Below are 16,159 nucleotides of genomic sequence, written 5' to 3'. Positions count from 1 at the left end.
TCAGTTGAGGTATCTCGCAATCAACTGAGCTGGGCTGACGTGCTATTTACCCATACACCGTCACCCGATTACGCCCAGACTCCTTGGAGGTGTACAGGGCGTGGTCCGACCAGGCGATCAGGTCCGCATGGCTGTTGGCGGGCTGGCTCAGGTCGGCGACGCCCAGGCTGATGGTGAAGCGGATGCGCTGGTCGCCATGCATCACTTCCAGGCCTTCGATGGCCTTGCGCAGGCGTTCGGCAAATACTTGGGCGCCTTCCTTGTCGGTGTCGGAGAGCACTACACCGAACTCTTCGCCGCCGTAGCGCCCGGCGGCATCGGAGTCGCGCACATGCTCGCGCAGGACCCGCGCCACCTGCTCGATCACCTTGTCGCCGGCCTGGTGCCCGTAGGTGTCGTTGACCCGCTTGAAGTGATCGATGTCAAACATCACCAGGCTCAGCTCATTGCCATAGCGCAGGTGCCGGGCGTAGGCGGCCTTGAGGTTTTCTTCCCAGTGACCGCGGTTGTACAGGCCGGTCAGCCGGTCGATGCTCGACAACTGTTGCAACTGCGCATTGGCGGCCTGCAACTGATGACGGTTGGTGGCGACGTCGGTGACGTCGTAGATCACCAGGCAGATATGGTTGATCTTGCTGTCGGGGGAGTGCAGCGGCAGCAGCGTGGTGTTCTGGTACATGAACTCTTCTTCGCCGGTGATCGGCTGGTAGTTCATGAACCGCACCAGGTACGGACGCTGCTCCCAGATGGTGAACGCCGGCGTGCCCAAGGTGGCAACGCTCTCCACCTTGCGGCTGAACCATTGGCGGTCGATTTCCGGAAACAGGCTGAAGAAGTGCTGGTTCTGGGCGTCCTTGGGCTGTATGCCGGAGCGGTTCTCCATAAAGGTGTTCCAGACTTGCACGCGGTAGTCGCGGTCGAGCACTACCACCCCGACGTCGATGCTCTGAACCACGGCCAGCAACCAGTGGAATTCGTTCAGGTCGATAGAATCGTTCATGGCTCAGTTCATCAAGTAGGCGAGTTTGTGGGTCAGGCGGGGAATGGAGTCCTCGGTGAACAGCAACAACAGGTCGAAACTGATGTCCTGGCCCTCCAGGCTGTAGCTGATTTCCACGGCCAGGGTCTTTTTCCAGCGCTTGCGGTTGACCCGGATCAGCTCGTCGATGGCCGCATGCTGGCCCAGAATCTGCGGATGGCCCTGGGAAAACCCCACGTCGACCTGCTCGGCGATGCTGCTCAGGCAGGCGCCGATCAGCACGCTGGAGAGGTCCAGCAACATTTCGAGGTCGGAATAATCGGCGCTTTCCCGCTGCATCAGGAGGGCGATGTCGGTGATTTCCGAATCGTGGAACATCAGCAGCGCTTCGCCGGCAATGCCCCCGCCGATGAAACCCTGGCAGATCGCGGTCAGTTGCTGGGAATTGCTGGCATCGGCCAGGGCCATGTGCAGTTCGCCGACTTCAAGGATGTTCACGTTCGGCACGGGCAACTGCACGAACACCCCAAGCACCTTGGCGATCAAGGCAGCGGCGCGGCCGATGGCGACATTGACGGTCTCGCGGAAAGCGTCGTGGAAACTGATCGCGGTGTTTTGTACCGCGCGTGGTTGTGGGGTTTGTCCGGGGTGTGCCAGCAATCCCAGCTTGCCGAGGGTCTGGCGCAACTCGGCTTCGTCGAACGGTTTTTTCAGGAAGGCCAGCGCGCCCAGTTCGTGCACACGGCGCACCGCTTCTTCCTGAACGTCGCCGGAGATCACAATGACCTGGGCCTTCAGTCCTTCGGCGCGCAAGGCGCTCAAGACCTGGTAACCGTCCATTTCCGGCATGGTCAGGTCCAGCAGCACCACCTGTCCCAGGCCCTGGCGTATGGCATCCATGGCCTGGCGGCCATTGGTGGCTTCGGTGATCGAAACCGGCCAGTCCGCCGGCAGCGCCCGTAATACCTGTTTACGGGCCATGTTGGAGTCATCGCATACCACTAGGGGAATCACTGACACAGAAGACGCTCGCCGAGGGTTGGATATCAGGGAAAATCCGATGGGCATCATGCCACAGGCTTATTTGTTCCGACCGCGCCGATGTTCACGAATTCAGCAAAATTCAAATGCCAGGCGCGAACACCGCGAACACAGGGCTCGCGTGGTGAGAGAGTCCGCTCCCGCCGCAGGCGCTCGGGTCGGGCAAAAAGGGGCCGCTTCGCGCCCCAGCGGGAGCAAGCTCCCTCGCCACAGAGGCCACAGAGGCTACAGAAGCTACAGAAGCTACAGAAGCTACAGAAGCTACAGAAGCTACAGAAGCTACAGAAGCCATAGAGACTACATGGCCCGGCCTTGGTCAATCCGCAACCCCGCCAGCGGCCTTCAGTACCAACAGGTGATAGACGCCGTCCTCGACCTCGATTCCATGGGTGTCATGGGTGAAGCCTGGGAAGGATCTGTCGAAGGCTTCCAGCGCCCTCAGGTAAGCCAGTAGCGGGCCATCCGCGGGGCCGGCATTTTCGCCGGGCATGAGTAGGGGAATCCCTGGTGGGTAGGGCACGATGCCGGTGGCCGCGATGCGTCCGGCGGCGTTGTCCAGCGTGACCTTCTCGATGTGGTTGCGCACCAGTTTTTCGTAGGCTTCCACCGGGCTGCACACCGCTTGCGGCAGCATGCCGAACGCCTGGGCCATGGACGCGGTGGTCTTGTGCTGTTTCATGGCGGCGAAGATGTCATCGGCCAGGTCCTTGAGGCCCATGCCGGCGTAGCGCTGCTGGTTGGCGGTCAGCAGGTCCGGCAGGCACAACTCCAGTTCGAGGTTTTCGTCATAGTCACGCTTGAAGTCGAGCAGGGCGTTGACCAGCGTGCCCCATTTGCCTTTGGTGATGCCGATGGAGAACAGGAACAGGATCGTGAAGTCGGTGGTTTTCTCCACCACGATGCCCTGGTGCTCCAGGTAAGCGGTGACAACACAGGCAGGGATGCCGAAGTCCTGCAGGTGGCCATCGTCACCCATGCCCGGGCTCAGCACCGAGACCTTGATCGGGTCGAGCATGCAGTAGCCGTCTTCGATGTCACCGAAGCCGTGCCATGTTTCGTTCGGATGCAGCACCCAACAGTCCGGCTCCGTGCGCAACATCACCGGGTCGGCGGCGTGGAAGGGCATCGGGGCGCCGTCAACCTGCACCGACGGCGGCTGCCAACAGGTGAAGAACCACTCGTCCTTGCCTTGCATCTCGTTGTGCATGCGCGAGAGGACCTGGCGGAAGGCGACGGCTTCCTCGATGGATTCACTGGTCAGGATCTGCCCGTTCGGCGCCTCCATCATGGCCGAGCTGACATCGCAGGACGCCATGATCGCGTAGTTGGGCGAGGTGGAGGCATGCATCATGAACGACTCGTTGAAGCGCCCATGCTCGATCGGGTTGCGGCCATTACGCACATGAATCATCGAAGCCTGGGACAGCGCGGCCAGCAACTTGTGGGTCGATTGGGTGGCGAACACGGTGGGCTTGGAATCATCGTGATCGTCAGGGCTGCCGTGCATGGCGAAGCGTTCGCGATACAGCGGGTTGAACCGTGCATAGCCGTACCAGGCTTCGTCGAAGTGCAGGCGATCGACGCTTTGCCCCAACAGTTCCTCGACGCGGGTGACGTTGTAGGTCAGGCCGTCGTAGGTGGAGTTGGTGATGATCGCGTGCACCGGTGTCGGGTCGATGCCGGCCTTGACCATCGGGTTATTCGCGATGGCTGCTTTCACCCCTTCGGCGCTCAGCGTCTGCGGCAGGATCGGTCCGATGATGCCGTAGCGGTTGCGGGTCGGCACCAGGTAGGTGGGCAGGGCGCCGGAGAGGGTCATCGCATGCTCGGCGGATTTGTGACAGTTGCGGTCGCACAGGGCAATCTGGTTGCGCGTGACGCTGGCCATCAGGATCACGCGGTTGGACATCGACGAGCCGTTGGTGACGTAGTAGGTGCGATGGGCACCGAATACCTTGGCCGCGTAGCGTTCACCCTGGCCAATGGGCCCGCTGTGGTCCAGCAGCGAGCCCAGCTCGCCGACGGAAATGGACAGGTCCGAGCGCAAGAGGTTTTCCCCGAAAAACTCGTAGAACGCCCGACCAGCAGTGCTTTTCAGGAAGGCCGTACCGCCGGCATGGCCAGGTGTGTGCCAGGAATATTCATAAGAGCGGGCAAATTTGACCAGCGCACCGAACATCGGTGGCAGGGCGGCCTTGCGATAGCGCTCGATGGCCGCCAGGATTCGGCCGCTGAGGAACCGGCTGGTGTCTTCCGGTAACCAGATGAAGTCGTCGGCGTGTTGCATCACCACCAGCGGGATGCTGGAGGCGGTGCTGCGATCACTGATCAGGAACACCGGCACCCGGGTGTTGCGCTCGCGCAGGTTGGCCAGCAGCTTGATGCATTCTTCGTGGCCTTCGCTGGCGTCCATTTCCCAACTGAGCAGGACGCATTGGATGGCCGGGTCGGAATTGAGGATCGACGTTGCGTCGCCGAGGGATTCGGACACCAGCACGCTGATGGCGCGTTGCTCGACGTCGCTGATCAGTTGATTCAGAGCGCGGCCAAACACCGTGCGCTTGTCGGGCGGGCTGCTGACCAGCAGAGTGAGCATCCCGAGCGTCTGGGTATTTTCCGTCATGATTGAGCCTCCAGGCTGCCTTTGTTCAAGTGGTTCACCGGTACGGGGTCACCCGTCAGGTGCTGCGCGCTGACGGTTTGCGTCGGTACGCTGTTGTTCAGCGCTTCAAGGCGAATCAGCCGGTTGTTGACGAAGCCGAACAAGGTGTAGCCGAAGATCGTCGCCACGCCGCCGAGCATCAGCGCCTGCTCGCCGGAGCTGTACAGCGCCAGGTAGCTGTAGGCGGCCGCCACCCAGGCGATGATGTTGGTGACCAGGGCCTTGCTGGCGGGCACGTTGGAGACTTTCTGCAGGGTCATCAGGGCGGCCATCGAGAGAATGTAGGGCACCAGGTTGGTGACCACTGCCAGGTTGACGAGGGTATCGAATTGCTTGCTCAGGTCCGGGCTGATGGTGAGCAGGCCCAATGCCGTCTGTGCCGCCAGCAATACCAGCATGCCGATGATTGGCGTGCCAGCCTTGTTGGCCTTGGCGAAGATCGCCAGGAAGTAGCCGGTGTCCGCCGAACTCTTGTAGACCTGGGCAATGGTGAACTGCCAACCGAGCAGCGAGCCGATGCACGCCAGCACCATCAGCCCCATCACCAGGTCGCCCACCGCCGGGCTGAACATCTTGGCGAATGCCAACCCGAACGGCGCCGTGGAGGCTGCCAGCTCGGCGTTGTCGACGATGCCAGCGATGACGTTCGTTGACACGATGTAGAGCACGGCCGCACCGAGGGTTCCGCCCAGTACGGCGATCGGTACATTCTTCTCGGGATTTTCCACCGCATCGGTGTTGGCGCAAGCGGACTCCAGCCCCAGGAACGCCCACAAGGTGATTGCCACCGAAGCACCGGCCGCTTCATACCAGCTCTTGTCGTGGGGGTTCCAACCCGCCGCGTAGACACTGCTGTCGAACCAGAACCAACCCAGGGTCGACACCAGCACCACTGGCGCAATGACACCCCACACAGTGACCGCACCGATCCGGCCGGTGATCCGCGCACCGCCGAAGTTGGCGAAGGTGGTGATCCATAACAAAGCGATGGTTGCCAGCCCCACTTGCAATGAATCGAGCTTGAGCTGGAACAGTTCCTGGATGTAGCCGACGGCGGTGATGCTGATCGCTACGTTGGCAATCAACAGCGACAGGCCGTAGGTGTAGTTGGTGATGTAGTTGCCGGCCTTGCCAAAGGTGTATTCGGCATAGCCACCCATGCCGCCGGTCTTGCGACTGAGCATTCCGCAGCGGGCGAACGCATAGGCCAGTGCCAGGGAGCCGGTGGCAGTGACCAGCCATGACAGGATGGAAATAGCGCCCACCTCGGCCAGTTTGCTCGGCAATAAAACGATGCCTGAGCCCAGCATGTTGACGGCAGTCAACATGGTCAACTGCACTACCGTCATTTTCTTCGCGGCGGTCATTCCGTGCCTCACTTCATGCGGGGGAAGGAAAACTAGCTATAGCTAAGTATTGGAAAGCTGCAAGAAAGTTCACGCTAATGCGCCGTTGATTTTTTATAATTCGACAGGCTTATATTTCCCCTGGTGGGCGCTCGCTCCACCTTTGACAGGCGGCCGATGATCTTCGGCGATTGGCGTTATAACGCGGTTCGTAATCGCGTCTATACCAAATCAATATGAAGCCCATGGCCGTTGCAAGCCTGAACAGACAGCCCGCTCAGCGAGCAAGAAGTGGCGCCTTGATCTGAAAGTTCAAGTATTGGCGGCGAATCCCACAGCGCATTCGACCTTCCAAACTCCATTGAACGTGTGACAGAGGCTGTAGTTTCTGATGTTGGCGATTAACCTCTATGCTCGTGCCAATAACAAAGTGACGAATCCCTTCAGCCAGCCACTTATCCCGGTAGCTATCTTGAAACCCCGTTAAGTTCGGCGCTTACTCACCCCAATTGTTTACGCTCGCTTCCCAGCAGTCATACGGATCAAAACACGTCATGAATTGCAGATGTGCACGCCATTGTCCACCTCGGGCCATGGGTTTGCAGTGCACAGACGACACCTCATTGCTGGTCTTGGTCCTGGGAGGGAAGGCTATCAGTTGCGCGCGCCGGCAGCCGGCGTGCCAGGCCCAGCATCAACAGCGGTACCAGAGCCATCGATAGCGCGATGGCCAACACCAGCAGATCGTGCAGGCGCTGATCGACCAGGTGCTGCTCAAGTGCCAGCTTGAACACCACGAAGGCGAACTCGCCACCTGAGGCCAGGACCACCCCAAGCCCTATCGCCCCGGCCCGATCGAGGCCACCGGCCCAGCGCCCAAGGCCCATCAGGATCGGTAGCTTCAGGCCAACCAGCAGTAGCGTCAGCCCGAGCACCACCCAAGGTTCGGCACTCAACAAGCGCAAGTCCATGGACATGCCCACGCCGACGAAAAACAAACCGAGCAACAAACCTTTGAACGGCTCGATCTGGGTCTCCATTTCGTGCCGGTACTCGGATTCGGCCATCAACATGCCGGCCAGGAAGGCCCCCAATGCCATCGATACCCCGACGTGCTCCATGATCCAGGCGGTGCCCAGCACCAGCAGCAACGCGGTGGCAGTGGAGACTTCCCGCAGTCTCGAACCCACTGCCCAGGCAAAAGCCGGTCGCAGCAGCAAGCGCCCGCCAACGATGATCACGCCGATCCCAACGATCACCGCCAGCACTGGCCTGAGCCCGGTTTCGGCGGCTGCGCCGCTGTCCAGGGTACCGAGCAAAGGCACCAAGGCAATCAGTGGGATGGCGGCAATGTCCTGGAACAACAGGATGGCTACCGCCAGGCGGCCATGGGGGCTCCCCAGTTCCTTGCGTTCGGCCAGCATCTGCAGGCCAAAGGCGGTGGAGGACAGTGCCAGGCCCAACCCGATCACCACCGACACCTGATGGCCCTGCCCAAGCAGCAGCGCCGCCCCGCCGATGGCCACGCCGCTGAGCAATACCTGCAGCAACCCGACGCCGAACAGCGCTCGGCGCATCATCCAGAGGCGTCGCGGCGACAACTCCAGGCCGATGATGAACAGCAGCATGACCACGCCGATTTCCGAGAGCCGGCTGACGTTCTGGGCATTGTTCACCAGGCCCAGTACCGAAGGTCCGATGAGTACTCCGGCCAATAGATAGCCAGGCACAGCGCCGAGCCGCAGACGCTGGGCAAGTGGCACCAGCAGGACCACCGCCAGCAGGAACATCACCGTGGCTTTGAGCAGGCTTCCGTCATGAGGCATTGGATGTTCTCCTATCAGCGGCGCCGTTCCTGTGGAGCAAACCTGCTCGCGTTGCTACGCGTTTTACCCCGGGGCAGGCAGGTTTGATCGATGACGGTCAAGCCAGTGAACGATCAGCCACGCGTACAGCGTGACGGCAATGAATAGGCTCATGCGTACGGCGAACGCGGTGTAGACATCCTTGCCCGCTGCGCTGTCCTGGACTGACTGGCCGAGCAGAATGATCATCGTCATCAGTGTGTTGAGCCAGAAACCGGGGCTTAGCCGCGTGTGGTCCAGGCCATACAACTTACGGCCCAGCAACAAGGCAACCAGCAGTGTCCACAGGAAAAACATCCAGAGGTGCACGAACAGGCTCAGGACGCACCAGAACGCGACCGCCAGCCATCCGCCCAGCAACGTCGAGCCTAGCAGCTCGCGTCCGGCCTGGCTGGCGGCAGTGCTGGAGCTTTGCTGGCCCAGGCCGACGGCCTTGAGGATGATGGGCAGGTACTTGGTGGGTTCGATCAAGGCGAGCAGGAACGTGGGGAGCACGATCAAGGTGGCCCGCAGCGCCAGTCGGCCCGTGTCGCTGGGGGATGGGCTTGTCGGCATGGGCGGCGTCGGCGCCTGGCTGGGCTCGGGAAACAGACAATGACTGAAGAACAGCGCGACGACCGCCAGGAGCAATCCCTGGACCAGCGCCGCTATGACCATGACCGAAGCGCCGAAGTCAGCGGTACCGGCAGCCGGGATCATGGTCAGGCCGATGACCAGGAACGTCATCACCAGGACATTGCCACCCGACAAGCCGTAGCGGAATGCCACGAACAGACCGAGCCCCACCAGCAGGACGCCGCACAACGGGTAATAGCGCAGGACAGGGATCAGTAACAGTCCGCAACCTGTGGTCAGTATTGCCGCCAGCATCAGCTTCAGGCAGTCCTCGGCGGACAATGGCCGGTGAGTCATTGCCAGGATCATGGCAAGAACAGGGGCAAGGAATGGAATCGGCAGGTCCAGGCCGAAACCGATCGCCAGACTCGACGCCGTGCCGCTCGCCAGTCGCAACGCTCGTTGGGCACGCACGCTTCGCTCAATAGGCATAGGACAGCCAACTCATCAACCACAGAAACACACGGCCCAGCGGGTTCAACAGGTTGTCCTCCGAGGGAAACGCCATTATCTCGGCTTGCCCACCGGCCCGCACCGCGCCCAGGGTGCGCAGGCGCTCCCGGGCGTCGGCAGAAAATTCGATCGTCACCGGGAAGCGTTGCGCGGGACGCAGCCAGTCACGGCTGTTGCGCACCGTGGGCAGGGTGCCGGGCGCGGTGCCCTGGCTCACTTCAACGCCGTAGCCGATACTGCGCACGCGCCCTTGCAATACCTCGCCGGGCAACGCATCGAGCACAATGGCGACCGGTGTACCGACGGTTATCAACCCAAGGTTGTTCTCGGTCATGTCCGCGCTGATCCAGACATCGTGGATGGCGATCAGGGTCATCACCGGCGTGCCCGCCGCCGCAAAGTGGCCGACATCTGTGCGCAGGTCGGTGACCAGGCCGGCTGAGCGCGCGCGTACCTGGCTGTTGGCCAAGTCCAGTTCAGCCTTCTGCACGGCACTGGTGGCACTGCGCAGCAAAGCGTTGGCTTCGTCGCTGCCGCCTTCCTGCTCGCGCGCCCGTTGCACCTCGGCGCGCGCGGCGGCGACCTGGCTGGTTGCCTGCTCGCGAGTCGCGCGGGAGATCTCAAGCACGCGCACGGAAATGGTTCCCGGATCGGCCCGGTACAACCCCTCCAGGCGCTGATTGTCCTGGCGTGCCTTGAGCTCGTTGGCTTGTGCTGCACGCAACGAAGCCTGCGCCGAAGCGATGCCGGCGGTGTTGGCGCCGATCTGGCGACGGGTGGCTTCCAATTCGGCGCGGGCCCGGTCGACAGCAATCCGGTACGGCAATGGGTCCACCTCGAAGAGCAGCTCACCGGCGTCGATGTCCTGGTTGTTGCGCACGTTGACCCGGGTTACCCGACCGGCGACCTCGGACGCCACCGGAATGACGAAGGCCCCGACACGCGCCTGCTGCGTATAGGGTGTAAAGCGGTCTGACAATAAATACCAGACCAGGCTCAGCACGATCAGCAGCAGTACCCACTTGATGCCTCTGTTCACCGGGTCGGCCTCGGGCACTGGAGCCGGAGCGGGGGACGGCGCTTCAGTCATGGTCGGTCACCTTGAGCGCTGCCGCGGCGGATGGCGGCGCGGCGGTCGGAGGGGTGAGCAGGTTGCCCCAGTCAGAGCGTTGCTCCATAGATTGCCGGGTCTGCGGGTCCACGAGAGGCTGGTCACTCTGCCAGCCTCCGCCCAGCGCCTTGTACAGTGCGACCAGGTTGTTTACGGCGTCGCTGCGGCTGATCAGGTAGTTGTCCTGCTGTTGCAACAGCGCGCTCTGGGCGTCCAGGACCCGCTGGAAATCCGAGTAGCCCTCGCGATACCAGGTGTTGGCCAACACCAGCGAACGTTGGGCCGCCTGCGCGGCTTGGCGCAGAATGCGCTCGCGTTCGAGCGCCTTGATCAGTCCAGTGGCGGCGTCGTCGGCTTCGCGCGCCGCCTGACGGACCTGTTCGCGATAGGCCTCGATCAGTTGTTGCAGGCGGGCGTCCTGGACGCGCACGTTATTGCGGATCCGGCCATGGTCGAACAGGTTCCAGCGCAAGCTGGGGCCGCCCACCAGGTCCAGGTTGTTGGAGGTGCCACTCAGCGAGTCGGTGGACCAGACGATGCTGCCCAGCAGCGTCAGCGATGGATAAAGCTCGGACTCGGCCACGCCAATCAAGGCCGATTGTGCGGCGACATTGAGCTCAGCGGCTCGCACATCCGGGCGTCGCAGCAACAGCTCGGCCGGCACGTCCTGCAACACGGCCCGGTCCACCAGTGGGATCAAGCCAGTGCTTTCATCCCGCAGCGACAGGGCCCCTGGCGGTTGACCGATCAGCCCTGCCAATGCGTTGCGCGTGCGAGCGGCCTGGTCTTCCAGGCTCGGAATGCTGCTGGAGGTGCCCAGGTACTGAGTCTTGGCCTGTTGCACGTCGAGTTCGGCGATCTGGCCGCTGGCGTAGAGCTTTTCCGTGATCTCAAGGTTGCGCAGTTGTTGAGCCGCGTTTTCCCGGGCCACCCGCAGTCTAGCTTCAGTAGTGCGCAAGGCGAAGTAAGTCATGGCGACCTGGGCGCGCAGCAGCACCAATGCGTCTTCATAGTTGGCCTGGGCCGCAAAGTAAGCGGCGTCCGCGGACTCGATGGCGCGGGCAAAACGGCCCCAGAAATCCAGCTCCCAGCCGATGTCGTAACCGGCGCTGTACTGCCAGAATCGACTGTCCCGAGGGTTACTGCCCCCGGACTGATACCGCTTGGCGTACAGCGTGTCGGCGCTGGCTTGTTGCAGTTGCGGATAGCGTTGGCTTTGCGCGATGCCCAACTGTGCTCGCGCTTCCATCACCCTTAGACCGGCAATCTTCAGGCTTGAGTTATGGACGTCGGATTCAGCGATCAGGCGTTCGAGCGTCGGGTCGCTGAACACCTGCCACCACTGGCGCAGGTCCGGGCTGTGCTGGCGATGGCTGGCGTGCTCGATGGCTGGGCTGTTCCAGGTCTTTGTCCAGGGTTCGCCGGGCGATTGGAAGTCCGGGCCCAGGCGGGTGCAGGCGACGAGGAACAAGACAGCCAGCCAAAGCGCGACGCCATGCAGAGAGGCGCGCATGGCCGGGCTACTGCGCGCCGGGCGGAAGCTCATCCTCGACGGCGACTTCCGGCGGCCGGGCGGCAACCCATTGCCAGAACAACTGATAGCCGACGGCAAGCACCACCGGGCCGACGAACAGGCCGATTACGCCACCGGTGACCATGCCGCCCAGGGCGCCGATCAGGATCACCGGCATCGGCACGTTGACCCCACGGCCGAGCAACAGCGGCTTGAGCACGTTGTCCACCAGACCGGCGACAAACACATACACGGCGAAGACGATGGTCGTGGTGCTCGCGCCCTCGGTGGAAAACACGAAGATGATGACTGGGAGGGTAATCAGCGTCGCCGGCAATTGCATAATGCCGATCAGCAGGACGGCGAGCGCCAGTAGACCAGCGCCGGGCACTCCCATGAACACGAAGCCCAGGCCTACCAGCAGCATCTGGATAAAGGCGATGCCAATCACCCCCAGCGCTACCGCGCGAATGGTCGAGGTGCACAGTTGGGTGATCCTGTGGGCTTTGGTCGCGCCGCAGATACGCGAGACAATCTGGATGGCGCTGGCGTGCCCACGTTCACCATAGGCCATGAAGCAACCCGCAACAATCAGCGAACCGACGAAGATGAGGAAGCCCAAGCCAAAACCGGCGACTTTACTCAACAGGGAAAGACTGAAGTGCTTGATCTGGGGAATGTAGCTCTGCACCAGAGCCGGGAGGTCGGTGGCGGCGCGCATCCACAGCTGTTGCAGTGGCTTGCCCACCAGCGGCCAGTTAGCGACGGTATCGGGCGGTAGCGGAACCTGGAGATTGTCGCCCTTGATGTCGGTCATCACGCCCTGGATCGAGGTCACCAGCGAGTTGCCCAGCAACAGGGTCGGAATCGCCAGGATACCCAATGTGATCAATACCAGCAGCGTCGCGGTGTACCCGTCGCTCAAACCCAGCCTGTCTTTCAGCTTTATTTGCACGGGATAGAGGGTGATCGCCAGGATCACCGCCCACAGCATCAAATCGAGAAAGGGGCTGAAGATCCGGTAACAGAAGAACACCATGACGGCAAGTAGGCCGGCGCGAATCAAAACATCGAGCATGCTGCGGGACCACGGGGTTTGGGAAACTGGCACAGAGGGCATCTGAGTATCCTCAGGGGGTGAGCAGCTCGAATTCACCCAGTGTAGTGGAGAATGGACAGTGCGCCGTCGTGCTGCCGACGCCAGATACGACGCCGGTGTTACCGGGCTACCGTCTTGCACATTCAAGGGGCGCCGGTGAGCCGTTCGGTAGCACACTTACTGACCACCATCACCGTACGAAATGGCTCCTACCGAAGATATTTTTCAATAAATCAGTTACTTGTCCGGTCATGCTCGAAGCTGGCATGCATCCTGCTCTTTTGAATCTATGGATAATTGGATACAAAAATGCAGAAGGTGCTGCCATGCAATTCGCTCCTACGTTTGCTGAACGCCCTCCGATGACGGCCGAGGAAGAGGCCTACAACTTCCTGCTGGAGGCTATTTGTGGCGGACGATTTCACAAGGGCGACCGGCTGATCGCCGAGGACATCGCCAGTGAGATCGGCATGAGCCGGATGCCGGTGCGCGAGGCGTTTCGCCGCCTGGACGCCCAGGGTCTGGTGACGTTGCGGCCCAATCGCGGGGCGGTGGTCAGTGGCCTGGACATCGATGAATTGCAGGAAGTCTTCGAAATGCGCAGCGCCCTCGAAGGCCTGGCGATGCGCGTCGCGGTGGGGCGCATCGGCGCCCGGCAACTGGCCGCGCTTGAACGCCTGCTGGATGAGATGGACGACTACCGCGACGAGAGCGCCGAGTGGGTCAGCCGGCATCGGGCCTTTCATGAATACCTGTGCAGCCTCAGCGGTCGCCCGCGATTGCTCAAGCAGATCAGCGCCCTCTACGCGCTGGTGGAAGCGCCTATGCGCCTGTGGTTGCAGCATGTCGACAAGCCGTTGAGCGCACGCCAGGAGCATGCGGTGATCCTCGAGGCCATACGGGCCGGCGATGCCGAGAAGGCCGAGGCAGTCATACGCACCCATATCGAAGGCACCGTCCCTGAACTGATCCGTTTCCTGCAATCGAAAAAATAGCCAGAGCAGGCACGAGCCTGCCTTGTTTTGACGCTGAGTACTGCCCGTTACCCACCGAACTGGAGTGTCTGGTCATGCATAAGCCTCGCTTGTTGATCGCTGCAATAACCTTGGGATTGTGTACTCAGTGGGCGCAGGCCGCCCCCGTCGTACCGGAGCGTTTGCTCAAGGTCGACACACTGGTCTACTGCTCCGGCATGGACTCGCCGCCGCTGGTGGCCTTCGATGAGGCGCAGAAGCCCAAGGGGCTGACGGTCGACCTGGGCCTGGAGATCGCCAAGCGCCTGGGGGACAAGAAGGTGCAATGGCGGGTCATTCCGTTCTCCGGTCTGGTCCCGGCGCTGTTGGCCAAGCAGTGCGACATGATCGTCGACCAACTGTTCGACAAGCCCGAGCGCCGGGAAGTCATCGACATCGTCAACTACATGTATTCCAGCCAGGCGGTGGTGGTGCCCAAGGGCAATCCGAAGGGCATCAAGACACTGACAGACTTGTCCACCCGCAAGGTCGCGGTGCTCAACGGTTCCACCATCAAGACCCTGCTCGACGCCGAGAATGACACGCTGGCCAAGGCCGGCAAGCCGCCGATGAAACTGGTGGTCTACAACACCGACACCGATGCGTTCCAGGCACTGCGCATCAGCCAGGTCGATGCTTACGGCACCACCGTGGAAACCGCCGGCTACTACGCCGCCATGGCCCCCGATCTGTTCGAGGAAGGCGTACCGGCCTTCAGCCGAATCCTCACCGGCATCGGCATTCGCAAGGACGATCCGCAACTCAGCGCTGCGGTGCAGCAAATCATCAACGACATGCGCAGCGACGGCAGCTACCGCCAATTGCTCAGCAACTGGCACGTCGCCAGCGATACGCTCGATTGAGGGAAGGCGTCGATGAATTTCAATTGGGATGTGTTTTGGCAGTACCTGCTACAGCCCAGTGGGGTCTACCTCACCGGCCTGTGGCTGACCTGCGTGATCAGCGTGCTGGCGATGCTGCTGGGCTGTGTGCTCGGGTTGGCCGCAGCCTTGCTACGGTTGTCGAAGAACCCATTGCTGCACATGCCCGTGCGCTTTTACGTGTGGTTGATGCGCGGCACGCCATTGCTGGTGCAGATTGTCTTCCTCTACACCGCGCTGGCGGCCGGAGGGGTGTTCCGCTTCGAGGACATTGAGCTATTCGGCCTGGTGATCCCCGGCAATATCCAGGCGGCGATCATTGCCCTGGGTCTCAACGAAGGCGCCTACATGGCCGAGATCATCCGGGCCGGCATCGGCGCGGTCGACAAGGGCCAGTATGAAGCCGGGCGCTCCCTGGGCATGACCTTCGCCAAGCTGATGCGCCGGATCATCCTGCCCCAGGCCTTTCGGTTCATCGTGCCGCCGCTGGGCAACGAGTTCAACGTCATGCTCAAGAACACCACGCTGGTCAGTGTGATCGGTGTGCAGGAGCTGCTGCTCAGCACGCAAATGGTTACGTCCGCGACGTTCCGGGTGTTCGAGTTGTACCTGGTGGTGGCGATCTATTTCCTGTTGCTGACCACCCTCTGGGGCTTTTTCCAGCGCTGGCTGGAAGCCCGTTTCGGGCAATCGGACCGACCATCGTCGCCGCCGCCGGCCGCTACCCGGATGTTCGGGCGCAGCAGCCTTAAACTGTTGAGGGAGCGTTGACCATGGCGCACAAGAGCGAAGAACTGATCATCGAGGCGCTGGACGTGCACAAGTCCTTTGGCGACTTGCAGATCCTCAAGGGCATTTCCCTACAGGTGCGCCGTGGCGAGGTGGTGGTGCTGATCGGCGCGTCCGGCTCCGGCAAGACCACGTTCATCCGCTGCATCAACTTGCTGGAGGACATCCAGGCCGGGCGCATTCGTGTCAACGGCCGGGCCATGGGTTACCGCGAGCGCGCCGATGGCAGCCTGGTGCGTGATTCGGAGCGCAACATCGCCCGCCAGCGCCGGGACATCGGCATGGTGTTCCAACGCTTCAACCTGTTCCCCCACATGACGGCCCTGGAAAACATCATCGAAGCGCCGATCCAGGTGCTTGGGACGCCGCGCGGCGCTGCTCTGGAGCAGGCCCGCAGTCTGCTGGAACGGGTTGGCCTGGCGGACAAGGCCGACCATTACCCCTCGATGCTTTCCGGCGGCCAGCAGCAGCGCGTGGCGATTGCCCGCGCCTTGGCGATGAAGCCCCAGGCGATGCTGTTCGACGAACCCACCAGCGCCCTCGATCCGGAAACCGTCGGGGAGGTCTTGCAGGTGATGAAGGAATTGGCGGAGGACGGCATGACCATGGTGGTGGTCACCCACGAAATGGGCTTCGCCCGCGAAGTGGCGGACCGCGTGGTGGTGCTGGACCAGGGCGAGCTCATCGAGCAAGGTCCGCCGGAGCAGATCTTCAGTCATCCCAGCCATCCGCGTACCCGGGCTTTTCTCAGTCGCGTGCTTTGATTCATTTCGTCGGTGAAGAGACTTTGTC

13 protein-coding genes are annotated in these 16,159 nt (G+C 61.9%); 4 read left to right on the top strand and 9 right to left on the bottom strand.

The genetic code is table 11. The features are described from left to right. Positions 1 to 46 precede the first annotated feature (46 nt). The 9 genes from VM99_21780 to VM99_21740 all read right to left on the bottom strand — a co-directional run bounded on the left by VM99_21780 (position 47) and on the right by VM99_21740 (position 12,705). The gene (locus tag VM99_21780) at positions 47 to 1,000 is read right to left on the bottom strand and encodes a diguanylate cyclase (protein ID AKK00570.1); all 954 of its coding nucleotides are present in this window, start codon (positions 998 to 1,000) and stop codon (positions 47 to 49) included. 3 nt (positions 1,001 to 1,003) lie between these two features. Continuing rightward, positions 1,004 to 1,960, bottom strand: a complete 957-nt coding sequence (locus VM99_21775) for a chemotaxis protein CheC (protein AKK00569.1) — start codon at positions 1,958 to 1,960, stop codon at positions 1,004 to 1,006. 376 nt (positions 1,961 to 2,336) lie between these two features. Continuing rightward, a complete protein-coding gene (locus VM99_21770; protein AKK00568.1) occupies positions 2,337 to 4,643 on the bottom strand; it encodes an arginine decarboxylase in 2,307 nt (768 codons plus the stop codon). Further along, positions 4,640 to 6,049, bottom strand: coding sequence for a putrescine transporter (gene potE / locus VM99_21765; GenBank protein ID AKK00567.1), 1,410 nt, complete (start codon positions 6,047 to 6,049; stop codon positions 4,640 to 4,642). Before potE ends, VM99_21770 begins: the two co-directional genes overlap by 4 nt. A 599-nt stretch (positions 6,050 to 6,648) precedes the next feature. Continuing rightward, positions 6,649 to 7,854 (bottom strand): portal protein, encoded by a 1,206-nt coding sequence (locus VM99_21760; GenBank protein ID AKK00566.1) that lies wholly within the window; start codon positions 7,852 to 7,854, stop codon positions 6,649 to 6,651. 63 nt (positions 7,855 to 7,917) lie between these two features. Beyond that, positions 7,918 to 8,940 (bottom strand): membrane protein, encoded by a 1,023-nt coding sequence (locus VM99_21755; GenBank protein ID AKK00565.1) that lies wholly within the window; start codon positions 8,938 to 8,940, stop codon positions 7,918 to 7,920. After that, on the bottom strand, positions 8,930 to 10,051 hold the full coding sequence (locus VM99_21750) for a hemolysin D (GenBank protein AKK00564.1): 1,122 nt from the start codon (positions 10,049 to 10,051) through the stop codon (positions 8,930 to 8,932). The genes VM99_21755 and VM99_21750 overlap by 11 nt, the downstream gene beginning before the upstream one ends. Beyond that, entirely contained in the window at positions 10,044 to 11,585 is a 1,542-nt protein-coding gene (locus VM99_21745; GenBank protein ID AKK01826.1) for an RND transporter, read from the bottom strand. Before VM99_21745 ends, VM99_21750 begins: the two co-directional genes overlap by 8 nt. Positions 11,586 to 11,592: 7 nt before the next feature. Beyond that, entirely contained in the window at positions 11,593 to 12,705 is a 1,113-nt protein-coding gene (locus VM99_21740) for a permease (GenBank protein AKK00563.1), read from the bottom strand. A 305-nt stretch (positions 12,706 to 13,010) separates the two neighbouring features. Between VM99_21740 and VM99_21735 the strand changes: the two genes are divergently transcribed. The 4 genes from VM99_21735 (at position 13,011) to VM99_21720 (ending at position 16,131) form a co-directional block, all read left to right on the top strand. Next, positions 13,011 to 13,679, top strand: coding sequence for a GntR family transcriptional regulator (locus tag VM99_21735; protein AKK00562.1), 669 nt, complete (start codon positions 13,011 to 13,013; stop codon positions 13,677 to 13,679). Between the two features lie 74 nt (positions 13,680 to 13,753). Then, positions 13,754 to 14,560 (top strand): ABC transporter substrate-binding protein, encoded by an 807-nt coding sequence (locus VM99_21730; protein ID AKK00561.1) that lies wholly within the window; start codon positions 13,754 to 13,756, stop codon positions 14,558 to 14,560. Between the two features lie 12 nt (positions 14,561 to 14,572). Then, positions 14,573 to 15,349 carry a polar amino acid ABC transporter permease gene (locus VM99_21725; protein AKK00560.1) on the top strand — a complete coding sequence of 259 codons (777 nt, stop codon included), beginning with the start codon at positions 14,573 to 14,575 and terminating at the stop codon, positions 15,347 to 15,349. Between the two features lie 2 nt (positions 15,350 to 15,351). Next, entirely contained in the window at positions 15,352 to 16,131 is a 780-nt protein-coding gene (locus tag VM99_21720; protein ID AKK00559.1) for an arginine ABC transporter ATP-binding protein, read from the top strand. Positions 16,132 to 16,159 lie beyond the last annotated feature (28 nt).

Source organism: Pseudomonas chlororaphis (assembly GCA_001023535.1).
Lineage (GTDB): Bacteria > Pseudomonadota > Gammaproteobacteria > Pseudomonadales > Pseudomonadaceae > Aquipseudomonas > Aquipseudomonas chlororaphis_E.
This window is presented reverse-complemented; position numbering and strand designations above follow the sequence as displayed.

What these genes read in the sequence shown, in the direction of transcription:
- VM99_21740 (AKK00563.1), bottom strand. Translation starts at nt 12,705, where the DNA reads ATGCCCTCTGTGCCAGTTTCCCAAACCCCGTGGTCCCGCAGCATGCTC.
- VM99_21775 (AKK00569.1), bottom strand. Translation starts at nt 1,960, where the DNA reads ATGGCCCGTAAACAGGTATTACGGGCGCTGCCGGCGGACTGGCCGGTT.
- VM99_21725 (AKK00560.1), top strand. Translation starts at nt 14,573, where the DNA reads ATGAATTTCAATTGGGATGTGTTTTGGCAGTACCTGCTACAGCCCAGT.
- VM99_21745 (AKK01826.1), bottom strand. Translation starts at nt 11,585, where the DNA reads ATGCGCGCCTCTCTGCATGGCGTCGCGCTTTGGCTGGCTGTCTTGTTC.
- VM99_21760 (AKK00566.1), bottom strand. Translation starts at nt 7,854, where the DNA reads ATGCCTCATGACGGAAGCCTGCTCAAAGCCACGGTGATGTTCCTGCTG.
- VM99_21730 (AKK00561.1), top strand. Translation starts at nt 13,754, where the DNA reads ATGCATAAGCCTCGCTTGTTGATCGCTGCAATAACCTTGGGATTGTGT.
- VM99_21755 (AKK00565.1), bottom strand. Translation starts at nt 8,940, where the DNA reads ATGCCTATTGAGCGAAGCGTGCGTGCCCAACGAGCGTTGCGACTGGCG.
- VM99_21780 (AKK00570.1), bottom strand. Translation starts at nt 1,000, where the DNA reads ATGAACGATTCTATCGACCTGAACGAATTCCACTGGTTGCTGGCCGTG.
- VM99_21735 (AKK00562.1), top strand. Translation starts at nt 13,011, where the DNA reads ATGCAATTCGCTCCTACGTTTGCTGAACGCCCTCCGATGACGGCCGAG.
- VM99_21720 (AKK00559.1), top strand. Translation starts at nt 15,352, where the DNA reads ATGGCGCACAAGAGCGAAGAACTGATCATCGAGGCGCTGGACGTGCAC.
- VM99_21770 (AKK00568.1), bottom strand. Translation starts at nt 4,643, where the DNA reads ATGACGGAAAATACCCAGACGCTCGGGATGCTCACTCTGCTGGTCAGC.
- VM99_21750 (AKK00564.1), bottom strand. Translation starts at nt 10,051, where the DNA reads ATGACTGAAGCGCCGTCCCCCGCTCCGGCTCCAGTGCCCGAGGCCGAC.
- potE (AKK00567.1), bottom strand. Translation starts at nt 6,049, where the DNA reads ATGACCGCCGCGAAGAAAATGACGGTAGTGCAGTTGACCATGTTGACT.